At 70.6% G+C, this 16,702-nt stretch carries 17 protein-coding genes and 1 pseudogene; 4 read left to right on the forward strand and 14 right to left on the reverse strand.

The genetic code is table 11. The annotated features are described in order from the left end of the window. Positions 1-4: 4 nt before the first annotated feature. The 8 genes and pseudogenes from AB0I54_RS21640 to AB0I54_RS21675 all read right to left on the reverse strand — a co-directional run. Positions 5-1,117, reverse strand: coding sequence for a S8 family peptidase (locus AB0I54_RS21640; protein ID WP_363297685.1), 1,113 nt, complete (start codon positions 1,115-1,117; stop codon positions 5-7). Between the two features lie 156 nt (positions 1,118-1,273). Continuing rightward, a complete protein-coding gene (locus AB0I54_RS21645; protein ID WP_363297686.1) occupies positions 1,274-2,119 on the reverse strand; it encodes an alpha/beta fold hydrolase in 846 nt (281 codons plus the stop codon). 251 nt (positions 2,120-2,370) lie between these two features. Then, the gene (locus AB0I54_RS21650; RefSeq protein ID WP_363297687.1) at positions 2,371-2,703 is read right to left on the reverse strand and encodes a hypothetical protein; all 333 of its coding nucleotides are present in this window, start codon (positions 2,701-2,703) and stop codon (positions 2,371-2,373) included. 419 nt (positions 2,704-3,122) lie between these two features. Beyond that, positions 3,123-4,496: a S28 family serine protease gene (locus tag AB0I54_RS21655; protein WP_363297688.1), complete on the reverse strand. Its 1,374-nt coding sequence runs from the start codon at positions 4,494-4,496 to the stop codon at positions 3,123-3,125. 257 nt (positions 4,497-4,753) lie between these two features. Continuing rightward, positions 4,754-5,566, reverse strand: a complete 813-nt coding sequence (locus AB0I54_RS21660; protein WP_363297690.1) for a hypothetical protein — start codon at positions 5,564-5,566, stop codon at positions 4,754-4,756. 81 nt (positions 5,567-5,647) lie between these two features. After that, the gene (locus AB0I54_RS21665) at positions 5,648-5,782 is read right to left on the reverse strand and encodes a hypothetical protein (protein WP_363297691.1); all 135 of its coding nucleotides are present in this window, start codon (positions 5,780-5,782) and stop codon (positions 5,648-5,650) included. Further along, positions 5,779-7,062, reverse strand: coding sequence for a CHAT domain-containing protein (locus tag AB0I54_RS21670; protein WP_363297692.1), 1,284 nt, complete (start codon positions 7,060-7,062; stop codon positions 5,779-5,781). The genes AB0I54_RS21665 and AB0I54_RS21670 overlap by 4 nt, the downstream gene beginning before the upstream one ends. 574 nt (positions 7,063-7,636) lie before the next feature. Beyond that, positions 7,637-8,188, reverse strand: a pseudogene (locus tag AB0I54_RS21675) (sigma-70 family RNA polymerase sigma factor); the annotation flags it as partial. Positions 8,189-8,568: 380 nt separating this feature from the next. Here AB0I54_RS21675 and AB0I54_RS21680 point away from each other — a divergent pair. Further along, complete coding sequence (locus tag AB0I54_RS21680; protein ID WP_363297693.1) at positions 8,569-9,456, forward strand: hypothetical protein; 888 nt, start codon at positions 8,569-8,571, stop codon at positions 9,454-9,456. A gap of 82 nt (positions 9,457-9,538) precedes the next feature. On the opposite strand, the gene AB0I54_RS21685 is transcribed toward AB0I54_RS21680, so the two are convergent. Then, positions 9,539-9,940 (reverse strand): hypothetical protein, encoded by a 402-nt coding sequence (locus AB0I54_RS21685; protein WP_363297694.1) that lies wholly within the window; start codon positions 9,938-9,940, stop codon positions 9,539-9,541. An 8-nt stretch (positions 9,941-9,948) separates the two neighbouring features. Then, on the reverse strand, positions 9,949-10,218 hold the full coding sequence (locus tag AB0I54_RS21690; RefSeq protein WP_363297695.1) for a helix-turn-helix domain-containing protein: 270 nt from the start codon (positions 10,216-10,218) through the stop codon (positions 9,949-9,951). On the opposite strand from AB0I54_RS21690, the gene AB0I54_RS21695 reads away from it, so the two are divergent. Both AB0I54_RS21695 and AB0I54_RS21700 read left to right on the forward strand, forming a co-directional pair. Beyond that, positions 10,103-10,756 (forward strand): SDR family NAD(P)-dependent oxidoreductase, encoded by a 654-nt coding sequence (locus tag AB0I54_RS21695; RefSeq protein WP_363297696.1) that lies wholly within the window; start codon positions 10,103-10,105, stop codon positions 10,754-10,756. The genes AB0I54_RS21690 and AB0I54_RS21695 overlap by 116 nt on opposite strands. A gap of 166 nt (positions 10,757-10,922) precedes the next feature. Beyond that, positions 10,923-11,216 carry a hypothetical protein gene (locus tag AB0I54_RS21700; RefSeq protein ID WP_363297697.1) on the forward strand — a complete coding sequence of 98 codons (294 nt, stop codon included), beginning with the start codon at positions 10,923-10,925 and terminating at the stop codon, positions 11,214-11,216. Positions 11,217-11,497: 281 nt separating this feature from the next. Here the strand turns inward: AB0I54_RS21700 and AB0I54_RS21705 are convergent, their stop codons facing one another. Then, positions 11,498-12,439 (reverse strand): ADP-ribosylglycohydrolase family protein, encoded by a 942-nt coding sequence (locus AB0I54_RS21705; protein WP_363297698.1) that lies wholly within the window; start codon positions 12,437-12,439, stop codon positions 11,498-11,500. A 174-nt stretch (positions 12,440-12,613) separates the two neighbouring features. On the opposite strand from AB0I54_RS21705, the gene AB0I54_RS21710 reads away from it, so the two are divergent. Beyond that, entirely contained in the window at positions 12,614-13,186 is a 573-nt protein-coding gene (locus tag AB0I54_RS21710; RefSeq protein WP_363297699.1) for a dihydrofolate reductase family protein, read from the forward strand. A gap of 61 nt (positions 13,187-13,247) precedes the next feature. Here the strand turns inward: AB0I54_RS21710 and AB0I54_RS21715 are convergent, their stop codons facing one another. From AB0I54_RS21715 to AB0I54_RS21725, 3 genes are all read right to left on the reverse strand, one after another. After that, the gene (locus AB0I54_RS21715; protein ID WP_363297700.1) at positions 13,248-15,344 is read right to left on the reverse strand and encodes a protein kinase; all 2,097 of its coding nucleotides are present in this window, start codon (positions 15,342-15,344) and stop codon (positions 13,248-13,250) included. A 133-nt stretch (positions 15,345-15,477) separates the two neighbouring features. After that, a complete protein-coding gene (locus tag AB0I54_RS21720) occupies positions 15,478-16,056 on the reverse strand; it encodes a hypothetical protein (protein ID WP_363297701.1) in 579 nt (192 codons plus the stop codon). A 98-nt stretch (positions 16,057-16,154) separates the two neighbouring features. Further along, positions 16,155-16,592 (reverse strand): helix-turn-helix domain-containing protein, encoded by a 438-nt coding sequence (locus tag AB0I54_RS21725; RefSeq protein ID WP_363297702.1) that lies wholly within the window; start codon positions 16,590-16,592, stop codon positions 16,155-16,157. Between the last annotated feature and the right edge of the window lie 110 nt (positions 16,593-16,702).

Raw genomic sequence — 16,702 nt, forward strand, 5'->3', positions numbered from 1 at the left:
CGGGTCAGAGGCCGCCGGTGTTGAGCAGCCGGTTGGGAGTGTCGGAGCAGACGCCGCGCACGACACCGCGGGTGGCCGTGTGGTCGAGCCAGACGTGGACCTGGTTGGCCGTGGCGTGCGGGTGCGCCGACAGGTACAGGGCGATCACGCCGGTCGCATGCGGCGCGGCCCAGGACGTCGCGCCGTCGTTCTCCGTGGTCGTACCGCCACCGGCGAGTGCGGCGGTCACCTTCTGGCCGGGGGCGTACAGGTCCACGCACCGTCCGTACCCCGATCCGTAGGAGCCGCCGTCGCTCCACACGCGGTCGTTCGAGGTGGAGGCCGCTACGACGATCGTGCCGGGGACCCCTGCCGGGGAGTGCTTGCAGGCGTCGTCATGGAAGTTGCCGGCCGACACCACCGTCGGGATGCCCGCGTCGACCATCTTCTTCACGGCGGACTCCAGGGCCGCCGACCGGTGGTCGAGGTTGAGCGACATGTTCACCACCGCAGGCTTCTGCGCGTGCGCGGTGACCCACTTGACCGACTTCACCAGGGCCGCCTCGGCCGCCGCCGGGGAGCCACCGCCCTCGCTCTCGCACAGGATGCCCTGGACCCGTACGAGTTCCGCCTTGGGCGCCACCCCGTACCGCGCCCCGCCGATGATGCCCGCGACGAACGTTCCGTGGCCGGTTCCCGCTTCGCTGAAGCAGTCACCGGAGTCCTTCGGGCCCACGAAGTCGGCGCCGAGGTGGGCGCGTCCACCGAACTCCTTGTGGGCGATGTCCATCCCGGTGTCGATCACGTAGACATGAACGCCCTTGCCCGTGGCGGTGGTGGTGAGCTTCCCGTTCAACGGCCGTGACCGCTGGTCCAGGATGTCCAGGTTCCACGGTACGTGCCGGGTGATGGGCGACACCCCGGCCTGCGCGATCCCGGACAGCTTCCCCACGGCGCCGGGAGATGCCGGCGCCGAGCCGGACGACACCCCGTCCCCGGAGGGCGCCACGGACTCCCCCTTCCCGTGCGCGGGGAGCTTCCCACCGCTCCCTCCGGCCGCCGCGCCGGCTTCCCCGCCGCAGGCCGAGGCCCCGAGCACCGTCGCCATGGCCACCACCATGAGACCGGCCTTCGTCACTTTCCGTGTCACAACGCCCCCCGCGTTCCTGTTTTGTGCACAGTCAGCGCACAAGACGACCACAGGGGGCGAGCGGTTCCAGCCAGGCCTGCCAGTGGGTAGGTGGATGCGTCGATCGGTCCGTGGGTTCACGCCCTCGGCGACAGTAGCCCGGATCTATTCTGCGGCCGTGTGATCCAGGACTGCGGAGACGATCGTCGTCCAGTCGGCTCGCTCGACCCCGTGACCGGCGTCCTTGAGAGTCAACAGCCTTGCCTCGGGGATCTGTTCCGCGAGTGCCTCGCCGTGCCGGAGCGGGAACATCGGATCGGCGGTCCCATGAATCACCAGCGTGGGCACGGCGATCGAGGACAAGGGCGCTTGCGAGAGCTCGCCGTCCGCAAGCGAGTCGTGGTTGTGGACCGCGGTGAAGTCGTGCGCGCGCTCGACGTCGCGACGGACAAGGCTGCGTGCGGCGGTCTCATCGAACGGGCGCCGGTCACCGGCGAGCATGCGCGCGTAGGCCACTTGGTAGTCGATCACCGAGTCGGGATCCGACCAATCGACGTGCGCGTCCGAGACGAACCGAGTGAACTCCTCGGTCGGCGCAGGCAGCTCACGGTCGCCGGGCACAGCGGAGGATGTACTGATCAGGACGAGTGAGAGGACCTGATCGGCGTGGTCGAGCGCGAGCCGCTGCGCGAGTGCCCCTCCGGCCGAGACACCCACGACGTGCGCTGCCGGGACCTCATGGGCGTCGAGCACGCGGGCGGCGTCGCCGACCAGGTCGGCGCCGGTGTATCCGGGACGGCCCGGCTCGTACGTGACCGACCGGCCGGTGTCGCGGTGGTCGTAACGGATCACGAAGCGCCCGCCCTCGGCGAGCATCCGGCAAAAGCCCTCCTCCCACCAGAGCATCGAAGCCCCGATGCCCATGATCAGCAGAATCGGCGGATCCGACGGGTCACCGAAGGACTCGGTGCACAACTCGATGCCATCCGCCTCAATGACGCGCTCGGCCATCGCTGCTTCTCCTCTCCTTTCCCCTCTCCCTACCAGAAGCGGGGGGCTTCCGGTGTGTGCTGTGGCGTCGGGACGATGCGTTGGTTCACGCCGGGGCTCTGGCGTCCGGACGTCATGCTGGTGACGTCCTGTGCCGGGAGCTTTCCGTTGCTCAGGTAGGCGTTGATGGTGCGGTTTGGCGCAGGAGCGCGGGTCTTCGGAGTAGACGCCGTGGCCCTCGCCGCCCTTGACGTACACCATGCGCGAGCCCTTCAGGGCGCGGTGCAACCGAGGCCGCTGGTCAGGGAGGTCTGGGAGTCCCACTGGTTCTGGACGGTGAGCAGGCCGACCTTGTTGTCCACCGTGGTGACCGGCTCGGCCGGCCTGTCCCAGAATGCGCAGGGTGTGATGTTGGAGCCGAAGTCGCCGTAGAGCGGGTATTTGGCCTTGTCCCGGATCGCGTCGGGCCGGTACTGCTCGGGGTCGCGCGGCCAGGCTGCGGTGTCACCGCAGACGACGGTCCAGAAGACGGCGGAGCCGTTGTCGGCCGGCGGCTGGGCGGCGGGAGCCGCGGACCGGCGCGGTCCCTGCCGGTCGTCCGGCACGGAGGAACGGTGGGAGGGGCATGGCCGTCGGCGGCCCTCTTGAGGTCGACGACCGCTTCGGCGGCGGACTTGGGGTGAAGAACTCGGCGCGCAGGCCGGCGCGGATGTCGTCCCCATTGCGCTTTTCGCCACCGACGTCGATGGGAGTGCGGTCGGCCCGGGCGATCAGGTCCCAGAACGTCTTCTTCACCTTGGCCGGGGTGTTGCCGAGTTGGAGCAATCGGTCCGCTCGGGGAACATCTGGGCATAAACGGCGCCCAGGTACGTGCCGTAGGAGTAGCCCAGGTAGGAGAGGTTCTCGAATCTCTGCGGATGAGAACCCGGACGGGCTGATTGCCATCCGCACCATGTGTGCGCCCCCCGAGTGCGGTTACTCTACTCTCGCTGCGGGCGCCATGTGTCGTCCAGCAGAGTGCCGTTCACGGCCGTCGTTCGGGCATCGACCGGGCCAGTTGCGTGCTCTCTGCCCAGCGGGTGAGCATGCCGACGGCCTCTGCACGGTCGGCGGGGGACAGTTCGGCGATCGCGGTGCTGTGGTTGGCATCGGGGGCCCACAGGATGCGGGAGTCGTGGGCGCTGGGCCGGAAGGGCTCGGCGACGGAGGGGTCCTGGGCGCCGTTGACGAAGAGGAGACGGCTGCCGTGACGCCGGACCCAGCGGTCGATGTCCGGCATGGCGTCGCGGTCGAAGCGCATCGGGATGTCGCGCGGGACGAACGTACGGGGCTCGACGGCGTTCGGATACCGCAGGAGGTCGGACAGATGGCGGGTGGGGAAGGCGAGGTACCCGAGCTGGGTGCCGAGTTGGTAGAAGTACGGGACGTAGTGCCGCAGGGCCGCGTCGGCATAGAGGGGCAGGCCAGTGATGTCGTCCAGCCACGCGTACAGCTCGTCGGTACCGGCCTCCGGGCCGGGGACGGAGGCGAGGTCCGCGGCGGTGTTGCGCTGCCAGAACATGAACGGGGCGCGCAGTACGGCGATTTCGAGGGCCTTGTCGGCACTGCCGACGATGCGGAACGCGGTGTTGCCGGCGGCGGCCCAGGCCTCGTAGCGGGCGACCAGCTCGGTGCGGCGCATCAGGGCCTGCCGCTGCACTGTCCGCAGGGCCTCGCGGCAGTCGGCGGTACCCACGTTCTCCAGGAACCGCAGGTACGCGGTGTTGTCACGGTCGTCGACGTTGTTCGGGGCGGAGTAGGCCACCGTGCCGTCCACGTCGTGGGGGTGGAAGCGGCGGTGGTAGACGCTGGTCATGCCGCCCTTGCTGCTGCCGGTGGAGATCCACGCGCCGCGGTAGAGCCGGCGGAAGAGACGGACGACGCGGTGGTGGTCGTCGGCTGCCTGGCGGATGGTCAGCAGGGAGTGGTCGGCGTTCGCCGGGCGCGAGGTGCCGAAGAAACGGTGCTCGACCTGGAGCTGGTTGCCGCCCAGCAGCACGGTCGGTTCGGCCCGCCGGGGCGTGAGTACCGCCTCGTAGCCCGTGCTGAACAGGACGGTGGGGCGGTCGACGGAGGTGTGCAGCAGTGTCAGGCGCTGCTCGAAGGTCCCGGCCGCGGGGTTCGTGTGGTCGGCCGGCTGGCGCAGGCCGAGGACGAAGAAGCGGTACCCGGGCTCGGCGCCCTGCCGTTCCTCGATCACCCGCAGCCCGGGCAGGGCCTGCAGAGCCGTCAGAATGTCGTCGTCGCCGAGGGGGGTCCGGTGCCCCACTACGGCCGCCGCGGGTGCGACGGCCGGGACGGTGAGGCCCGCCGTCATGGCCGCCGCGGTCAGCACGCGCCGTCTCGTCCATGTGTGCATCGTGATTCCTCCTGAGCCACGACCACCGCGACGGCACCCGACCCGGAGCGGCGCAGCGGTCTCTTCCCTGACTGGCTGACCGTTCCAGTACAGCCGTCGGGAGCCGCGGCATGATCCCGCGCACGGGGGGACTGTCTCCCTCGGACGGGGGGTACACCCCCGAAGTCCGGTCCCACGGGTGATGCCCGTGCCCAGCCGACCGGCGCAGCACGCTTGGGACTCGACGCGCCCAAACGTGCGTTCCTGACCGGTGCCGGTCAGCGCGAGTAGTCCGCGAGGGTGAGCAGCAGGTGGGCCGACTCCGCGCGCACATGGTCGGAGTGAGCCCCCGCCGGATTGAGGCGGCGACCACGGACGTACACGTCGGAGGCGTCGAGGTTGACGAAGCGGTGGTCGAGCGCCGTGAGCGGGTACCGCTCGTCGAGCGGCAGCAGACGTGTGGTGAAGACAGGCGTGGGTGCTGGACCGATCCCGGAATGCCCGATGCCGGCCTGGCGCTCGGCGCGCAGATGCCAGAACCCCGTCGCCCGGTCGTGGCGGGAGTACGTGGCGACGACGGGGCCCCTCAGAGGAGCTCCGTCGTGCCCATCACCCGGCAGGAGGTGCCGGAAGAGCGAGAGGAACGCGTCGCGCCGTGTGGCCATCTGGAACAACAACATGCTGTCCGCGGTGAACGGACGGGAAGGCAAGTGGCTCGCCGCGCTCCAATCGAGTGTGTCGACGAGCCGAGCGTCCGCCGCCCACTGCACCGCCTCGCACAGGAACCGGCAACCGAAGGAGTGCCCGACGAGGTGGAGGTACTGCCCGTCGCGGTTGGCCGGCACGGGCGCCTCCTCAGGATCGGCGCGCTCGGCGTTCAGATAGCCGAGGAGTCCGCCCAGGACGTGCGCGGCGTGTCCGCCTCCGTCGCGTGCGCCCATCGTGTGCGCCCGGTCCCGGATTCTGCGGTAGCCGGCAGGGGTGACCGGACTGGACGATGGCCAGCGCACCGCGACGCACCATGGGCTGAAGCCCTCGGCCGACAGGGCCGGATACCGGGCGGGGGCCGCCGCCAGGTTGCCGCGCGCCAAGGTCAACAGCCGTTCGGCGGTGCGGCGGGCGGAGCGGGGGGAGGTCTGCCAGCCGTGGACGTAGACCAGGATGTCCGTCGCTCAGTCGGGCGGGGCGAGACGCTCCGCGAAGTACTCGCGCAGCCGGTGCTCGGGTACGGGCTCACCGGAACCCGCGTCGAGCAGCCAGCCGGTCTCGTCCAGGTCGACGGTCTCGACCTCGGCGACACGGCTCATGTCTCACCTCCGCTCGTCCGTTCCAGACTGGCGTCCATGCCGCAATGCAGTGCGTAGGCGAAACCAAGAGGGTTGCGGTACCGGGCGGCGAAGTGCCGGGCCAGTTCAAATGCGATGTGGCCGGCGGTCGCCTCGCCACGCAGGTATCGCGTGATGAACTCAAGTGCGTACTCGGCGGCAAACGCCTGCGGCATCGAGATCTGAGGCCCGATCACACCCTGTGCACCGTGCTCGATGAGCATGCGTCCGAGGAACGCGCGGTCCGTGCTCGCCCCGGAGACTCCGGCATGACAGGCATTCAGCAGAACAAGCGGCCGGAAACAGCCGTGCCGGTGGCGTGCCCGCAGTTCGCGTACGGTGTGGCCGTCGAAAGGGACACCGTCCGTGAGCCTGATTGCCAGGACCTGGGGTTCGGGCCCGTTGCCGATGAACTCGCCATGGCACCAGAAGTACATCAACTGCTCGTCCAGATCCGAGGCCTGGAAGTCGCGGACCAGATCCTCGTAGGTCGTCCGCACGATGCATGTCGTGCCCTCCGTCAATGCCTTCGCGACCTCGTCCGCCCGGGTGGTACGGCCCACGCGGACATCATGGTTCAGGCTGACCATGGGCCGCTGCGATGCCGTACGGGGCGGCCCGATCCACGCATACGCGTCGCCCGTGTGCTCGATCTGATGCCGATGGCCGAGGAAGCGGGCGAACAGAACGTTCAAAGGCGCCGCGGACGTGGTGGACTCATCGGCCACACAGAGCATGGGCCAGGGCAGATGCAGATCGGAGTCGAACCTCACCCTCAACCCCTCGCGGGACAGGGCTGACCGCAGATACGTGCGGAACAGCTCGGTGCATGCGTCGTCTCCGCGCAGCAGTACATCGAACAGCAGAGATTCCCCGCCGCGGGCCAGATGGGTCACTGCCCGGCGCAGTTCGTCCTCTGGTTCGGCGCTGAGGTCGGCGACTGTTGCGTACGGGCGCCGCCGGTCCCGCAGAGTCCGGCCTTGATCGTCGACCGGTTGGAAATCAACGAACATCTCCTTCCAGCGGGCGCACAGTCGGGCCGCCGCGCTGTGGACCTCATCGGGCCGGACACTCAGGTCGGTCTTGTGCTCGGTGCCCTGGAGCGCCGGAACGGACGCGCCCGACATCCGGGCCCGAATCCGCCCGCCGCCGAGGACATCGAAGCTGACACGGAGATCGGGCGGCTTCGTCTCCAGGTGCGGCAGGAATCGGAAACCGTCGCTGGGGTCCTGGACGACCCGGGTGGTCAAGGTGCGGGGCACTGGGTCAGGACCTCCCCCTGCGCGGCCTCGACCATGGCTTCCGCAACCCAGTGGGTTCACGAGGCGCGATGTCAAGGTCCGTTTCCACCTGTTGGAGGACGATACCCGTGTCGTGGTGCAGAAAGGTGAACCGGATCCGGTGCGTGCCGGATTCCGCAGCCGTGACATGGAACTGCACGGAATCAGTGGTCCCAGAGCCGTACGACATCGTGGCCGGCACCACCTCCGCGGCACTCATCGGCTTCGCCACGACGTCCAGTGGGGGTCGGGCACCCGGGCGGGCCCAGGGATGCGCGGCCTCGGCCACGAGTTGCACGGCCAGGCGCACGGATGTCCCGGCACGGGGGACCTCGTCCAGGAGCGTCAGGTGAACCTGACAGCCCGGCAGGGCCGATGGATCGGCAAACACCGCGTCGCCGTCTGTGGCTGGAGAGGGCTGGGCTGTGCCGCCCGTCATGACGTCGATCGGGTCATGGGCCACCGTCTCCGGGCCATGCGGACAGCCACCGCGACGCGCAGACCGTCCAGAATCGACAGCGCCACTGCCGTCATTGCGACCGGCAACGCCGTCCCACCGCGCATCGACGCGGGCTCGAAGGCGGCGCAGACACCGCTGACGCATCGGCCCGATGCTGCCCACCGCGAGGCCTGTCGCGGCGGACACTTCCGCGTAGCTGGGCGGCGGGGAGGTCATCAGAATGCGCAGCAACTGCCTGCATCGAGGCCCGAGTTGCTCGAACTCCTCCCACAGGATCCTGATGCGATCAGCCTCGGCGGCACTTGATGCCGAACCGGGCCGCGCTTCCTCGGGGACGCGATCCTCGGTCTTCCGGTCGCGCAATCCCGGATCGTCACGCCTTGGGCTCTTCAGCGCTTCCAGGGATTCTTGGCGCGCGGCGCCCGCGAACCAGACCCCGGCCCCCTCCGGTTCGGGGAAGTCCTTCAAAGTCACGACGAAGCGGAACCAGACCTCCTGGTAGACCTCATCGCAGTCGGCGTCCGAGAGCCCATGCCCTCGTACGACGGCCCACACCAGCGGGCTGAACTCCTCCACGAGCGCGTCCCACGCCGCCTTGTCACCATCGGCGGCGGCCTCGACCAACACCCCGACAGCTGCACGGTCCATGGGCCCCACCCCTCCGTGTACGGTCGGTAATCATACGCCCAGCAGGGGGCAGTTCAGCTCCGTACGCCAGAATCAGATGAACTCCCGACTCGCGCAGTTCGTGGCCACCGCGCGTCCGCACCGCACCGCACCGCATCGCATGTGACAGCGAGGTACGGAACATGTCACAGGGCTCGTACCGACAGCTGCCGTCGCTTCCCCCGGAGCCCCACCGGATGGGATCTTTACCGGCCGAAGCGGCCCTCAGCGGGTCGCCGGGAGAAAACGGGGTGGACACCTTGATGCGCCAACAGCACAGCACCGACGACGGCAGAACCACCGTAAGTGCTCGGAGAGTTCGCAGGACCGGCACATTCGGCACAACGCGGCGCCGGGCGGCAGTGAGCGCCACGGCGCTCGTCATGGCCGTGCCGCTGACCCTCGGGGCCGCAGGAGACGCGGGGGCGGCCGGGGACCACCCGATCGTCTTCGCCCGCTACACCGCAACAGCGCCCATCGAGGACCTCTACGCGATCTCCCCCAGTGGCGGCACGCCCGTTCAGCTCACCCACACCTCCACCATCAGCGATGTGATGCCCAGTTGGTCTCCGGACGGCAAGCGGGTGGCCTTCGTCCGCTATGGATCCGGTGGCGCCATCGACGGCATCTGGACGATGAAGAGCGCCGGCGGCGACCTGAAGGCCGTCCCCGGCACCAAGGGCGCCTCCGACCCGGCGTGGTCCCCGGACGGCAAGCGGATCGCCTACGCCAAGCCCGTCGGCACCCAGCGCGAGATCTATGTGGCCGACGTCGACGGCACCCCGGCCACCCGGCTCACCCACACCGCCGCGGACGACCTCCATCCGACCTGGTCCCCGGACGGCAAGTACCTGGCCTTCAACCGCGCGGACGCGGCCGGGCACAGCAGGGTGATGCGGATCCGGCTGTCCACCCTGGCGCAGACGGCCATCACCGCGGCCGGCTCGCACGACTGGACGCCCGACTGGTCGCACAACAACCGGATCGCCTTCAGCCGCGTGGACTCCTCGGGCTTCGCCCACCTCTACCTCGTCCGACCCGACGGCACCGGACTGCACCGCATCACCGCCGCCCGCCGCAACGACAAGAACCCCTCCTGGTCCCCCGACGGCAGCCGCCTGGTCTTCACCAGAGGCGGGACCGACGACGCGGACCCCGAACACCTCTACCTGGTACGGGCCGACGGCACCGGACTGACCCAGCTCACCAAGACCGACTCCCATGACCTGGAGGCGGACTGGCGCCCGTAAGACGGCAGTCGGCGACCGGTCTCGTCCCCGTCCCGTACGGACCCACCGACCTTCCCCGCAAGCGAGCAAGCGGATGCGCGTCTCAGCCGCTGTCGCGCACCGCCGCGAGGCATTGGTCGTAGAGGTCCGCGAGGTCGAGGCGTCCGTCGTGCTCGGCCCAGAGCTCGGTGGCCGTGTCGACGCAGGCGAAGGCGGTCGCGACGATCGCGTTGGCGCGTGGGTCGACGGCCGGTCCACGCGCCCCGCCGGCAGTCCGGTCGGGGCCGGGACCGTGGCCGGGGCCCAGGCGGGCCTGGACGACCGGGACGAGGTCGGCCTGCCGGCGCAGCCGCTTCTCGACGTAGCGGGCGCGCAGCGACGGGGTCGCGAAGATCAGCCGGGACAGCTCCAGCACCCGCTCCGGGGTGTGGTTGGCGGTGAGGACGACCTCGAATCCGGCCCGCAGGGCATCCCAGGGGGACACCTCCGCCGGCTGTCGCTCCACCGTCTGTTTCAGCAGCTCACCGAGCGCCTCCTGGTCCCCGCAGACCAGGTCCTCCTTGGTCCCGAAGTAGCGGAACAGGGAGCGCTGCGAGAGCCCGCCTCCCGCGCGATCTGCGCGATCGTCGTCCGCTCGTAGCCCTGCTCGGCGAACAGCCGCAGCGCCGTGTCCAGGATCGCCTGGACACGACGCTGCCGCGTTCGGTCCCACAAGGTCCTGGCCACCGGCAACCCCGGGCAGGAGCTGGCCGAGCGACTGGGGCGGCTCGGCCTGCCCGTCACCAGCGTGATCAACAACGCCGGGTTCGCCGGATTCGGCCCCTTCCACGAGGCGAATCCGGAACGGCTGCGGCGTGAGATCGCCGTCGACGTGTCCGCGGTGGCGGACATCAGCCGCGCCTTCATCGGGCAGCTGCGGACGGCGGGTCGCGGGGTGCTGGTCAACGTGGCGAGCATGGCCGCCTACCAGCCCAACCCCCGCATGGCGCTCTACGGGGCGACCAAGGCGTTCGTACTGAGCCTCACCGAGGCGCTGTGGGAGGAGTCCCCCGGCACCGGTCTGCGGGTGCTGGCCCTGTCCCCAGGCGCCACCCGGACCGAGTTCTTCGACGTCGTCGGCACCGAACGGGCCGCCGGGACCAGGCTCGCCTCGCCCGTCGACGTCGTCCGCACCGCGTTGACCGCCCTCGACCGCAGGAACCCGCCGCCCAGCGTCATCGCGGGACGCATGAACCGGGTGATGACCTTCCTCGCCCGCCGGCCGGCCACCCGACGGCAGGTCATCCGGGCCGTCGGCCGGCTCACCGCCGAGGGGGCGTGACGCGGGCGTACGCCCTCGGACCCGCGCATACGGACGTCGAGAGCGACCGTGTGGCCCCCCTGTCCGAGTGAGCCGACCGACGACCGGCGCCCGCTTCTCATGCCGCTCGGTCGTGGGCATCGATCCGATACGGCGCACGGCGCTCTTGAGTGACACGATCGGTGCTATGGGCACCGAGACGGACTGGGCGTACCGGGTGTTCGAGCCGCACGGCTCGGAGGGATGGCGCCCCTACGGCAGCGAACCCGAACGGTGGCAGGGCACGATCACCGCCGACGATTCGAGCGAGGGCCCTCAGTACGCCCTCTCGCTCGTCGTCGCCGACCTGATGAGCGAGTGGAAGGCGCGCGGTCTTCACCGAGCGAAGCACGTACGGGTCTGTCTCTGGCGCGACGAGGTGGGCGAGGTGGAGGACGCCGACGCCATCGTCGAGGTCCGGCCGAACATCGACAGCGAGTGACCGGCGGGCGCCTGATCCGTGACGAGGGGTTGCCACAGACGCACCATGCACTGCTTCGGCACCGATCGCCCCAGGCCCGGCCAGTTCGCGGAGTTGCGCGCTGCAGGAGGGTCGACAGCAGCCGTCGGACCGCGGCAACCGCACGGCCGGCGTCGGCTCCCCCGCCGACGCCTCCGGCCTCGACACACTGCACCACGGCTGTGGGCAGGTCGGACTACACCCGTCCGGCCCAGCGCCCAGCGCCCATCTCCCCTCGCGCACCGCCTCCGGCCCACCTCACCTCATCCCGCCGAGCCCGTTCCGCGTTCCACGCTGCCGACCCAATCGGGCAGTGGTTCGCGACGCTCCAGCCACGTCCGGGGGATCCCGGCCAGGCCGGTCCGTGCCGCGACCGTGCCGCCGGTGATGGCGCAGGTGGTGTCGACGTCGCCGAACCCCTCCGCGGTGGTCCACAACGCGTCGACGAGACTGTCGAGGTGCCGGGCGGCGGACCACAGCGCGAACGGTACGGTGTCGCTCGCCCGGATCCGCTGACCGTTGCCCAGGATGTCGGCGGCCCGCCACGGGGGCGTGGCCGCGGGCAGGCCGACCGCCTCCCGCAGGCCGTCGCGGATCGGCCCCGCGGGCGTGCGCTCGGCGACCTGCCGCAGCAGCTCCGGCCCCTGCGGCGCAGGCTGGTTCCGGCTGCGCGCGGCCAGTGCGGACGCCACTGCCACGGCCACCGCGCCCGCGACACCCTCCGGGTGGGCGTGTGTGACCTCGGCGGAGAACGCGGCCTGCTCGGCTACTTCCTGCAGGTCGTCGCAGAACCACGCGCCCAGCGGCGCCACCCGCATCGCCGCCCCGTTGCCGAGACTGCCCTGGCCGCCGAAGAGGCCGCGCGTGTGGACACGCCAACTCGACGGCCGTTCAGCGAGCTTGGGCAGCAGTTCGTGCATGCCGTATCCGTAGCCGCGGGCGGCGTCGGCGAGGTAGGTCGCGGCGAACGTCGCTGCCAGGTCGTCCTGGTGAACCGCGCCGTGCGTCTCCAGGACTCGGCAGACCGAGAGCGCCATTGCCGTGTCGTCGGTCCAGTGCCACGCCAGCTCCTCTGGCGTCCGGCGCTCCTGGATCGCCTCGAAAGCCTCCGAAGCGGGACGGAAGCGCGGAAACCAGCGCTCCCCGAAAGCGTCCCCGAGGGCAAGGCCTTCCAGGGAGTCACGGGCGGCATCGGAAAAGATCATGGGCTGCATGCTGCCAGCGCCCCCGCCCCCGTGCACCCGGATTCCCGATCATACGACAACTCAGTTTTCCTTGACAAATTTTTTTGTCGGACGGAGGCTGGGAGCGTGCCGCAGGCACCGCCCGGTCAGCGGACTGCACCGGAAACCCGGACACCAGACATCAAGGAAGCCAGGATGCGCACTCTGATCAGCACTGCCTTCATCTCGCTCGACGGCGTCGTCGAGGCGCCGGGCGGCGAACCCGGTTACCGGAACGCCGGATGGACCTTCAAGGACGTCGAGTTCCTTCCCGAGGCGTTCGAAATCAAGGGGCGGGAGCAGAAGGAAGCCACCGCGATCTTGCTGGGCCGGGTCAGCTACCAGGCGTTCAGCCCGGTGTGGCCGGACATGGAGGAATTCGCCGACTACAAGACGATGCCGAAGTACGTCGTCTCCACCACCCTGACCGACGCCGACCTGGTCTCGAACTGGGGCGAGACCACGATCCTGCGCTCGATCGACCAGGTCGCCGCCCTGAAGGAGACCGACGGAGGCCCGATCATCGTCCACGGCAGCGCCTCCCTGAACCACAGTCTCTCGGACGCGGGCCTGATCGACCGGTACCACCTGCTGGTCTTCCCGCTGCTGCTCGGCGCGGGCAAGCGTCTGTTCAGCACCACGGACAAGGACACCCAGAAGCTGAAGCTGGTCGAGCACGCCGCCTACGCCAACGGCCTGCAGAAGCAGGTCTTCGACGTCGTGCACTGACAGTCGCGCGCTGACAGTCGTGCACTGACAAACGCCGGCGCCCGTGACCGTGCCCCGTGGCTCAGCGCCAGGAAGGGTGGCCCTCCGGCGTGCTGCCGGTGGTGAGCTTGCGGTCGCCCGTACCGTCGGTGCGGATGGCCCAGACGGCCGGTTGGTCGAAGGGCCCCCGGACGAAGGCCACCCACTTGCCGTCAGGCGACCAGACCGGGTCCATCTCCTGGGCCGAGGTCTCCACCAGTGCCCTGTCGCCCGTGCCGTCGGTCCTGATGATGTGGATGTCTCCCCCTGTCCCCGCGCCGGGCGCCCCGGCGGTGTAGGCGAAGTACTTGCCGTCCGGGGACCAGACGGGGTCGAGCGCCCGCCGGGACTGGTGGGTCACCTGCCGGGGTTCGGCGCCCGGCTGCGACGGATCGACGAGGTGGATCTGCCAGCCCGACGTCTTCTGCAGACAGACGGCGATGTGCTTGCCGTCGGGGGACCACGCCGGGTCCTCCACCTTCCCGGTGCCGGTGGTCAGTTGCTGGGCGGAGCCGTCCGAGACGTTCACGACGAACAGCTGCTGCACGCCGTCCTGCCGGCGCAGGACGGCCAGTTGTCTGCCGTCCGGGGACCAGGACACCCGGCCGCCCGAGATGGCGGCGATACGGCGGACGCCGGTGCCGTCCGCGTTCGCCGTCCAGACCGCCGATTCCTGCCCGGTCTTGCGTGTGAACGCGATCGACCTGTGGTCGGGGGACCACTGCGGGAGGACGTCGCACGTGCCGTCGATCAGCTGTTTGGGGTTGTCCGTGGTGGAATCGCGGCGGCCGATCACGCTGTGGCATGTCGAGGTCGACGAACCGGGGGCCGTGTCCAGCCGGACGAGCAGCGGGGCGTCGGGAAACGCCGCGGGGGTCGCTCGCCGGGGCGACGAGCCACCCTTGGCATCGTCGCCGGTCTTGCCGGAACCGGCCCAGGGCTGCCACACGAGCAGGCCCACGGTGGCCGCCGCGGCCAGCAGCGCCGCCACGGCGACGACCGCCCCGCGACGGCCGCGCCGCTCCTCGGCACCGCCCACCGGGCCGGGACCGCCGGGCGCGAAGGAGCCGCCGGGTGGGACTGGGCCGCCGGTCTGCGGTCCAGGGTCAGGTCTGAAGGTGGGCGCGGGCCCGAAGCCGGGGCCGGGCGGTGGCTGGACGGTCCGGGGGTGGGAGGCCACGGCCGTCCCCTCGGCAACCGTCGGTGGGGCAGCCATGGTCGTGCGCGGGTCGGTGGGCGCGGCTGTTGGACGCTCCGGCGGTGCGACGTACGCCGCCGGGTCCTGGCCCCGTACGAGCGCGGTCGCCTCCGCGGGCAGCCAGACACCGTCCGACGGATGGTGGACCGTCAGGTGATTCAGGAACTCCGCCGGACTGGGCCGCTCCCGCGGGTCCTTGGCCAGGCAGGCCGCGACGAGCCCGCGCAGTTGGCCGGGGACGCCCGTGAGGTCCGGCTGTTCGTGGACGACGCGGTAGTGCCGGGCCGCCGACGCCCCGTCGCCGAAGGGAGCGGCGCCCGCCGCCTGGCCGAGCACCACACCCAGGGCGAACATGTCCACCGCGGGAGTGAGCGTGCCGCCGGTGAGCTGCTCCGGCGCGAGGAAGCCGGGGGTGCCGATCTGGAACCCGGTCTGTGTGAGGGCCGTACCGTCGAGGGCCCGCGCGATGCCGAAGTCGATGACCCGGGGGCCGTCCTCCGCGATGATGATGTTGGCGGGCTTCAGGTCGCGGTGGATGACCCCGGCCTGGTGAATCGCCCCCAACGCCTCGGCGAGGCCGGCGGCCAGCACGGTGAGCGTGTCCACGGGCAGGGGGCCCACCCGGTCGAGCACTGCCTGCAGCGTGGGTCCGGGCACGAAGGCCGTCACCAGCCAGGCCGGCTCGCCGTCCGGGTCGGCGTCCACGACAGGCGCTGTATGGAAGCCGCCGACGCGACGAGCCGCGGCCACTTCGTCGGCGAACCTGCGCCGAAAGCCCGGTTCCGTGCTCAGCTCCGGCCGTACGACCTTGACGGCCACCGCCCGGCCCGACCGCGACCGGCCGAAGTAGACGACACCCATCCCGCCTTGGCCGAGCCGGCCGACCAGCCGGTACTTGCCCTCCCCGACAGAGGCGGGATCCCCCGCTTCGAGCGGCCTCATGACTCCCCCATCTCGCTCCTCCGGCGTGGCTTCGGGAGCTCCTTGCCCCACCCCCCGGTGCCCGCCGAGCGGCCTGCCATCAGCCGCAAAACTCCCCAATCCCGGCCACCTTGTCGGCCCGCGGCGATGGGTGTCAACCGCTGCCGCCGGTGCCACCCTTGCCGCCCGCGCCACCGGTCTCGCAGCCGAGGCCGAGGCAGATCCCTCCGGTGCCGCCCTTGCCGCCCTTGCCACCGTCGCCGGTGCCCACCGCGATCCCGCCCGTCCCGCCGGTGCCGCCGTTCGCGCTGCCGCCGCAGATCCCGGCACAGATGCCGCCCTTGCCCCCGATGCCGCCCTCACGGCCCGGTGCGCCGGTCGTGCCGGTGCCGCCGTTGGCGCTGCCCTCGCACAGCCCGGCACAGATACCGCCCGTGCCGCCGTTGCTCCCGTTGACGGTCCCGTTGCAGCTGCCCGCACACACCTGGTCGCCGATGCGGAGGCTGCCGTTGCCCACGGTGACGGAGCCGAACGACCCGCTGCCGAACTGTCCGGCGCCACCCGGCTGGATGCCGTCGGCGGGAAGCTGCCGGGCGGCAGCCGTCGTGGCCGTAGGACTCTGCGGCATCGGTGCCGCCATCGCGGTCGGCGCCATGGCTCCGGCCGCCAGACCGGCGGTCAGGGCCGTGGAAACGGTGAGTCCAAGACGGGCCTTCCAAGAATGCACACGCATGATGTTTCCCTTTTCGAAGAATTGTTTTTCGTTACGAGAATTCGGGACTTCACAGGAACGCCCCGACCCGCATCGAGTCGGGGCGTCCGGTATGCCTCTCAGGAGCCGAAGAGGGAATTCAGGTTCAGCAGCGCGGCCCAGTCACCGTCGCGGACCTGCTTGACCCAGGTGTCGATCTCCTTCTCCGAGACCTTGTACTTCTTGGCGACGTCGGACTTCTTCGCGTGCCCGGACTCCACGATCAGCACGATGCGTAGCTTGTCCACGACCGTGAGCTCGGACTTGGGTTTGTCGGGCAGGTCGCCGAGCGTGAAGCAGCCGCGCCCGCCGGGCTTGCCCGGCTCCCCCGGCTCACCGGGCGCACCGCCCTTGCCGCCCTCCCCGCCCTGGCCGCAGTGGGCATGGTCGGCCGGGGCCACCTGGCTGACGCCCGGGGCGACACCCGGCGACGCCTGGGCGGCACACGCGGTGCCGGTGGCGAGGGCCACCGAGGCCACTGCCAGCACGAGCGGCCGCCGCCAGCGAATTCTGGACATGGGGTTCTCCGTTTTCCTTGAGCGAGGATGTGGTTCTGCGGGCGCTGCGTCGGCTTGCCCGACTCCGCTCGCGTTGATCAGTGGGGGCGGAGGCCGTACGGGCCCCCGCC

The sequence above is a fragment of the Streptomyces sp. NPDC050625 genome, assembly GCF_040654755.1.
Lineage (GTDB): Bacteria > Actinomycetota > Actinomycetes > Streptomycetales > Streptomycetaceae > Streptomyces.

Excerpts from the sequence above, each read along its gene's own strand:
- AB0I54_RS21645 (WP_363297686.1), bottom strand. The coding sequence starts at position 2,119 with ATGGCCGAGCGCGTCATTGAGGCGGATGGCATCGAGTTGTGCACCGAG.
- AB0I54_RS21655 (WP_363297688.1), bottom strand. The coding sequence starts at position 4,496 with ATGCACACATGGACGAGACGGCGCGTGCTGACCGCGGCGGCCATGACG.
- AB0I54_RS21665 (WP_363297691.1), bottom strand. The coding sequence starts at position 5,782 with ATGAGCCGTGTCGCCGAGGTCGAGACCGTCGACCTGGACGAGACCGGC.
- AB0I54_RS21700 (WP_363297697.1), top strand. The coding sequence starts at position 10,923 with ATGGGCACCGAGACGGACTGGGCGTACCGGGTGTTCGAGCCGCACGGC.
- AB0I54_RS21705 (WP_363297698.1), bottom strand. The coding sequence starts at position 12,439 with ATGATCTTTTCCGATGCCGCCCGTGACTCCCTGGAAGGCCTTGCCCTC.
- AB0I54_RS21710 (WP_363297699.1), top strand. The coding sequence starts at position 12,614 with ATGCGCACTCTGATCAGCACTGCCTTCATCTCGCTCGACGGCGTCGTC.
- AB0I54_RS21715 (WP_363297700.1), bottom strand. The coding sequence starts at position 15,344 with ATGAGGCCGCTCGAAGCGGGGGATCCCGCCTCTGTCGGGGAGGGCAAG.
- AB0I54_RS21720 (WP_363297701.1), bottom strand. The coding sequence starts at position 16,056 with ATGCGTGTGCATTCTTGGAAGGCCCGTCTTGGACTCACCGTTTCCACG.
- AB0I54_RS21725 (WP_363297702.1), bottom strand. The coding sequence starts at position 16,592 with ATGTCCAGAATTCGCTGGCGGCGGCCGCTCGTGCTGGCAGTGGCCTCG.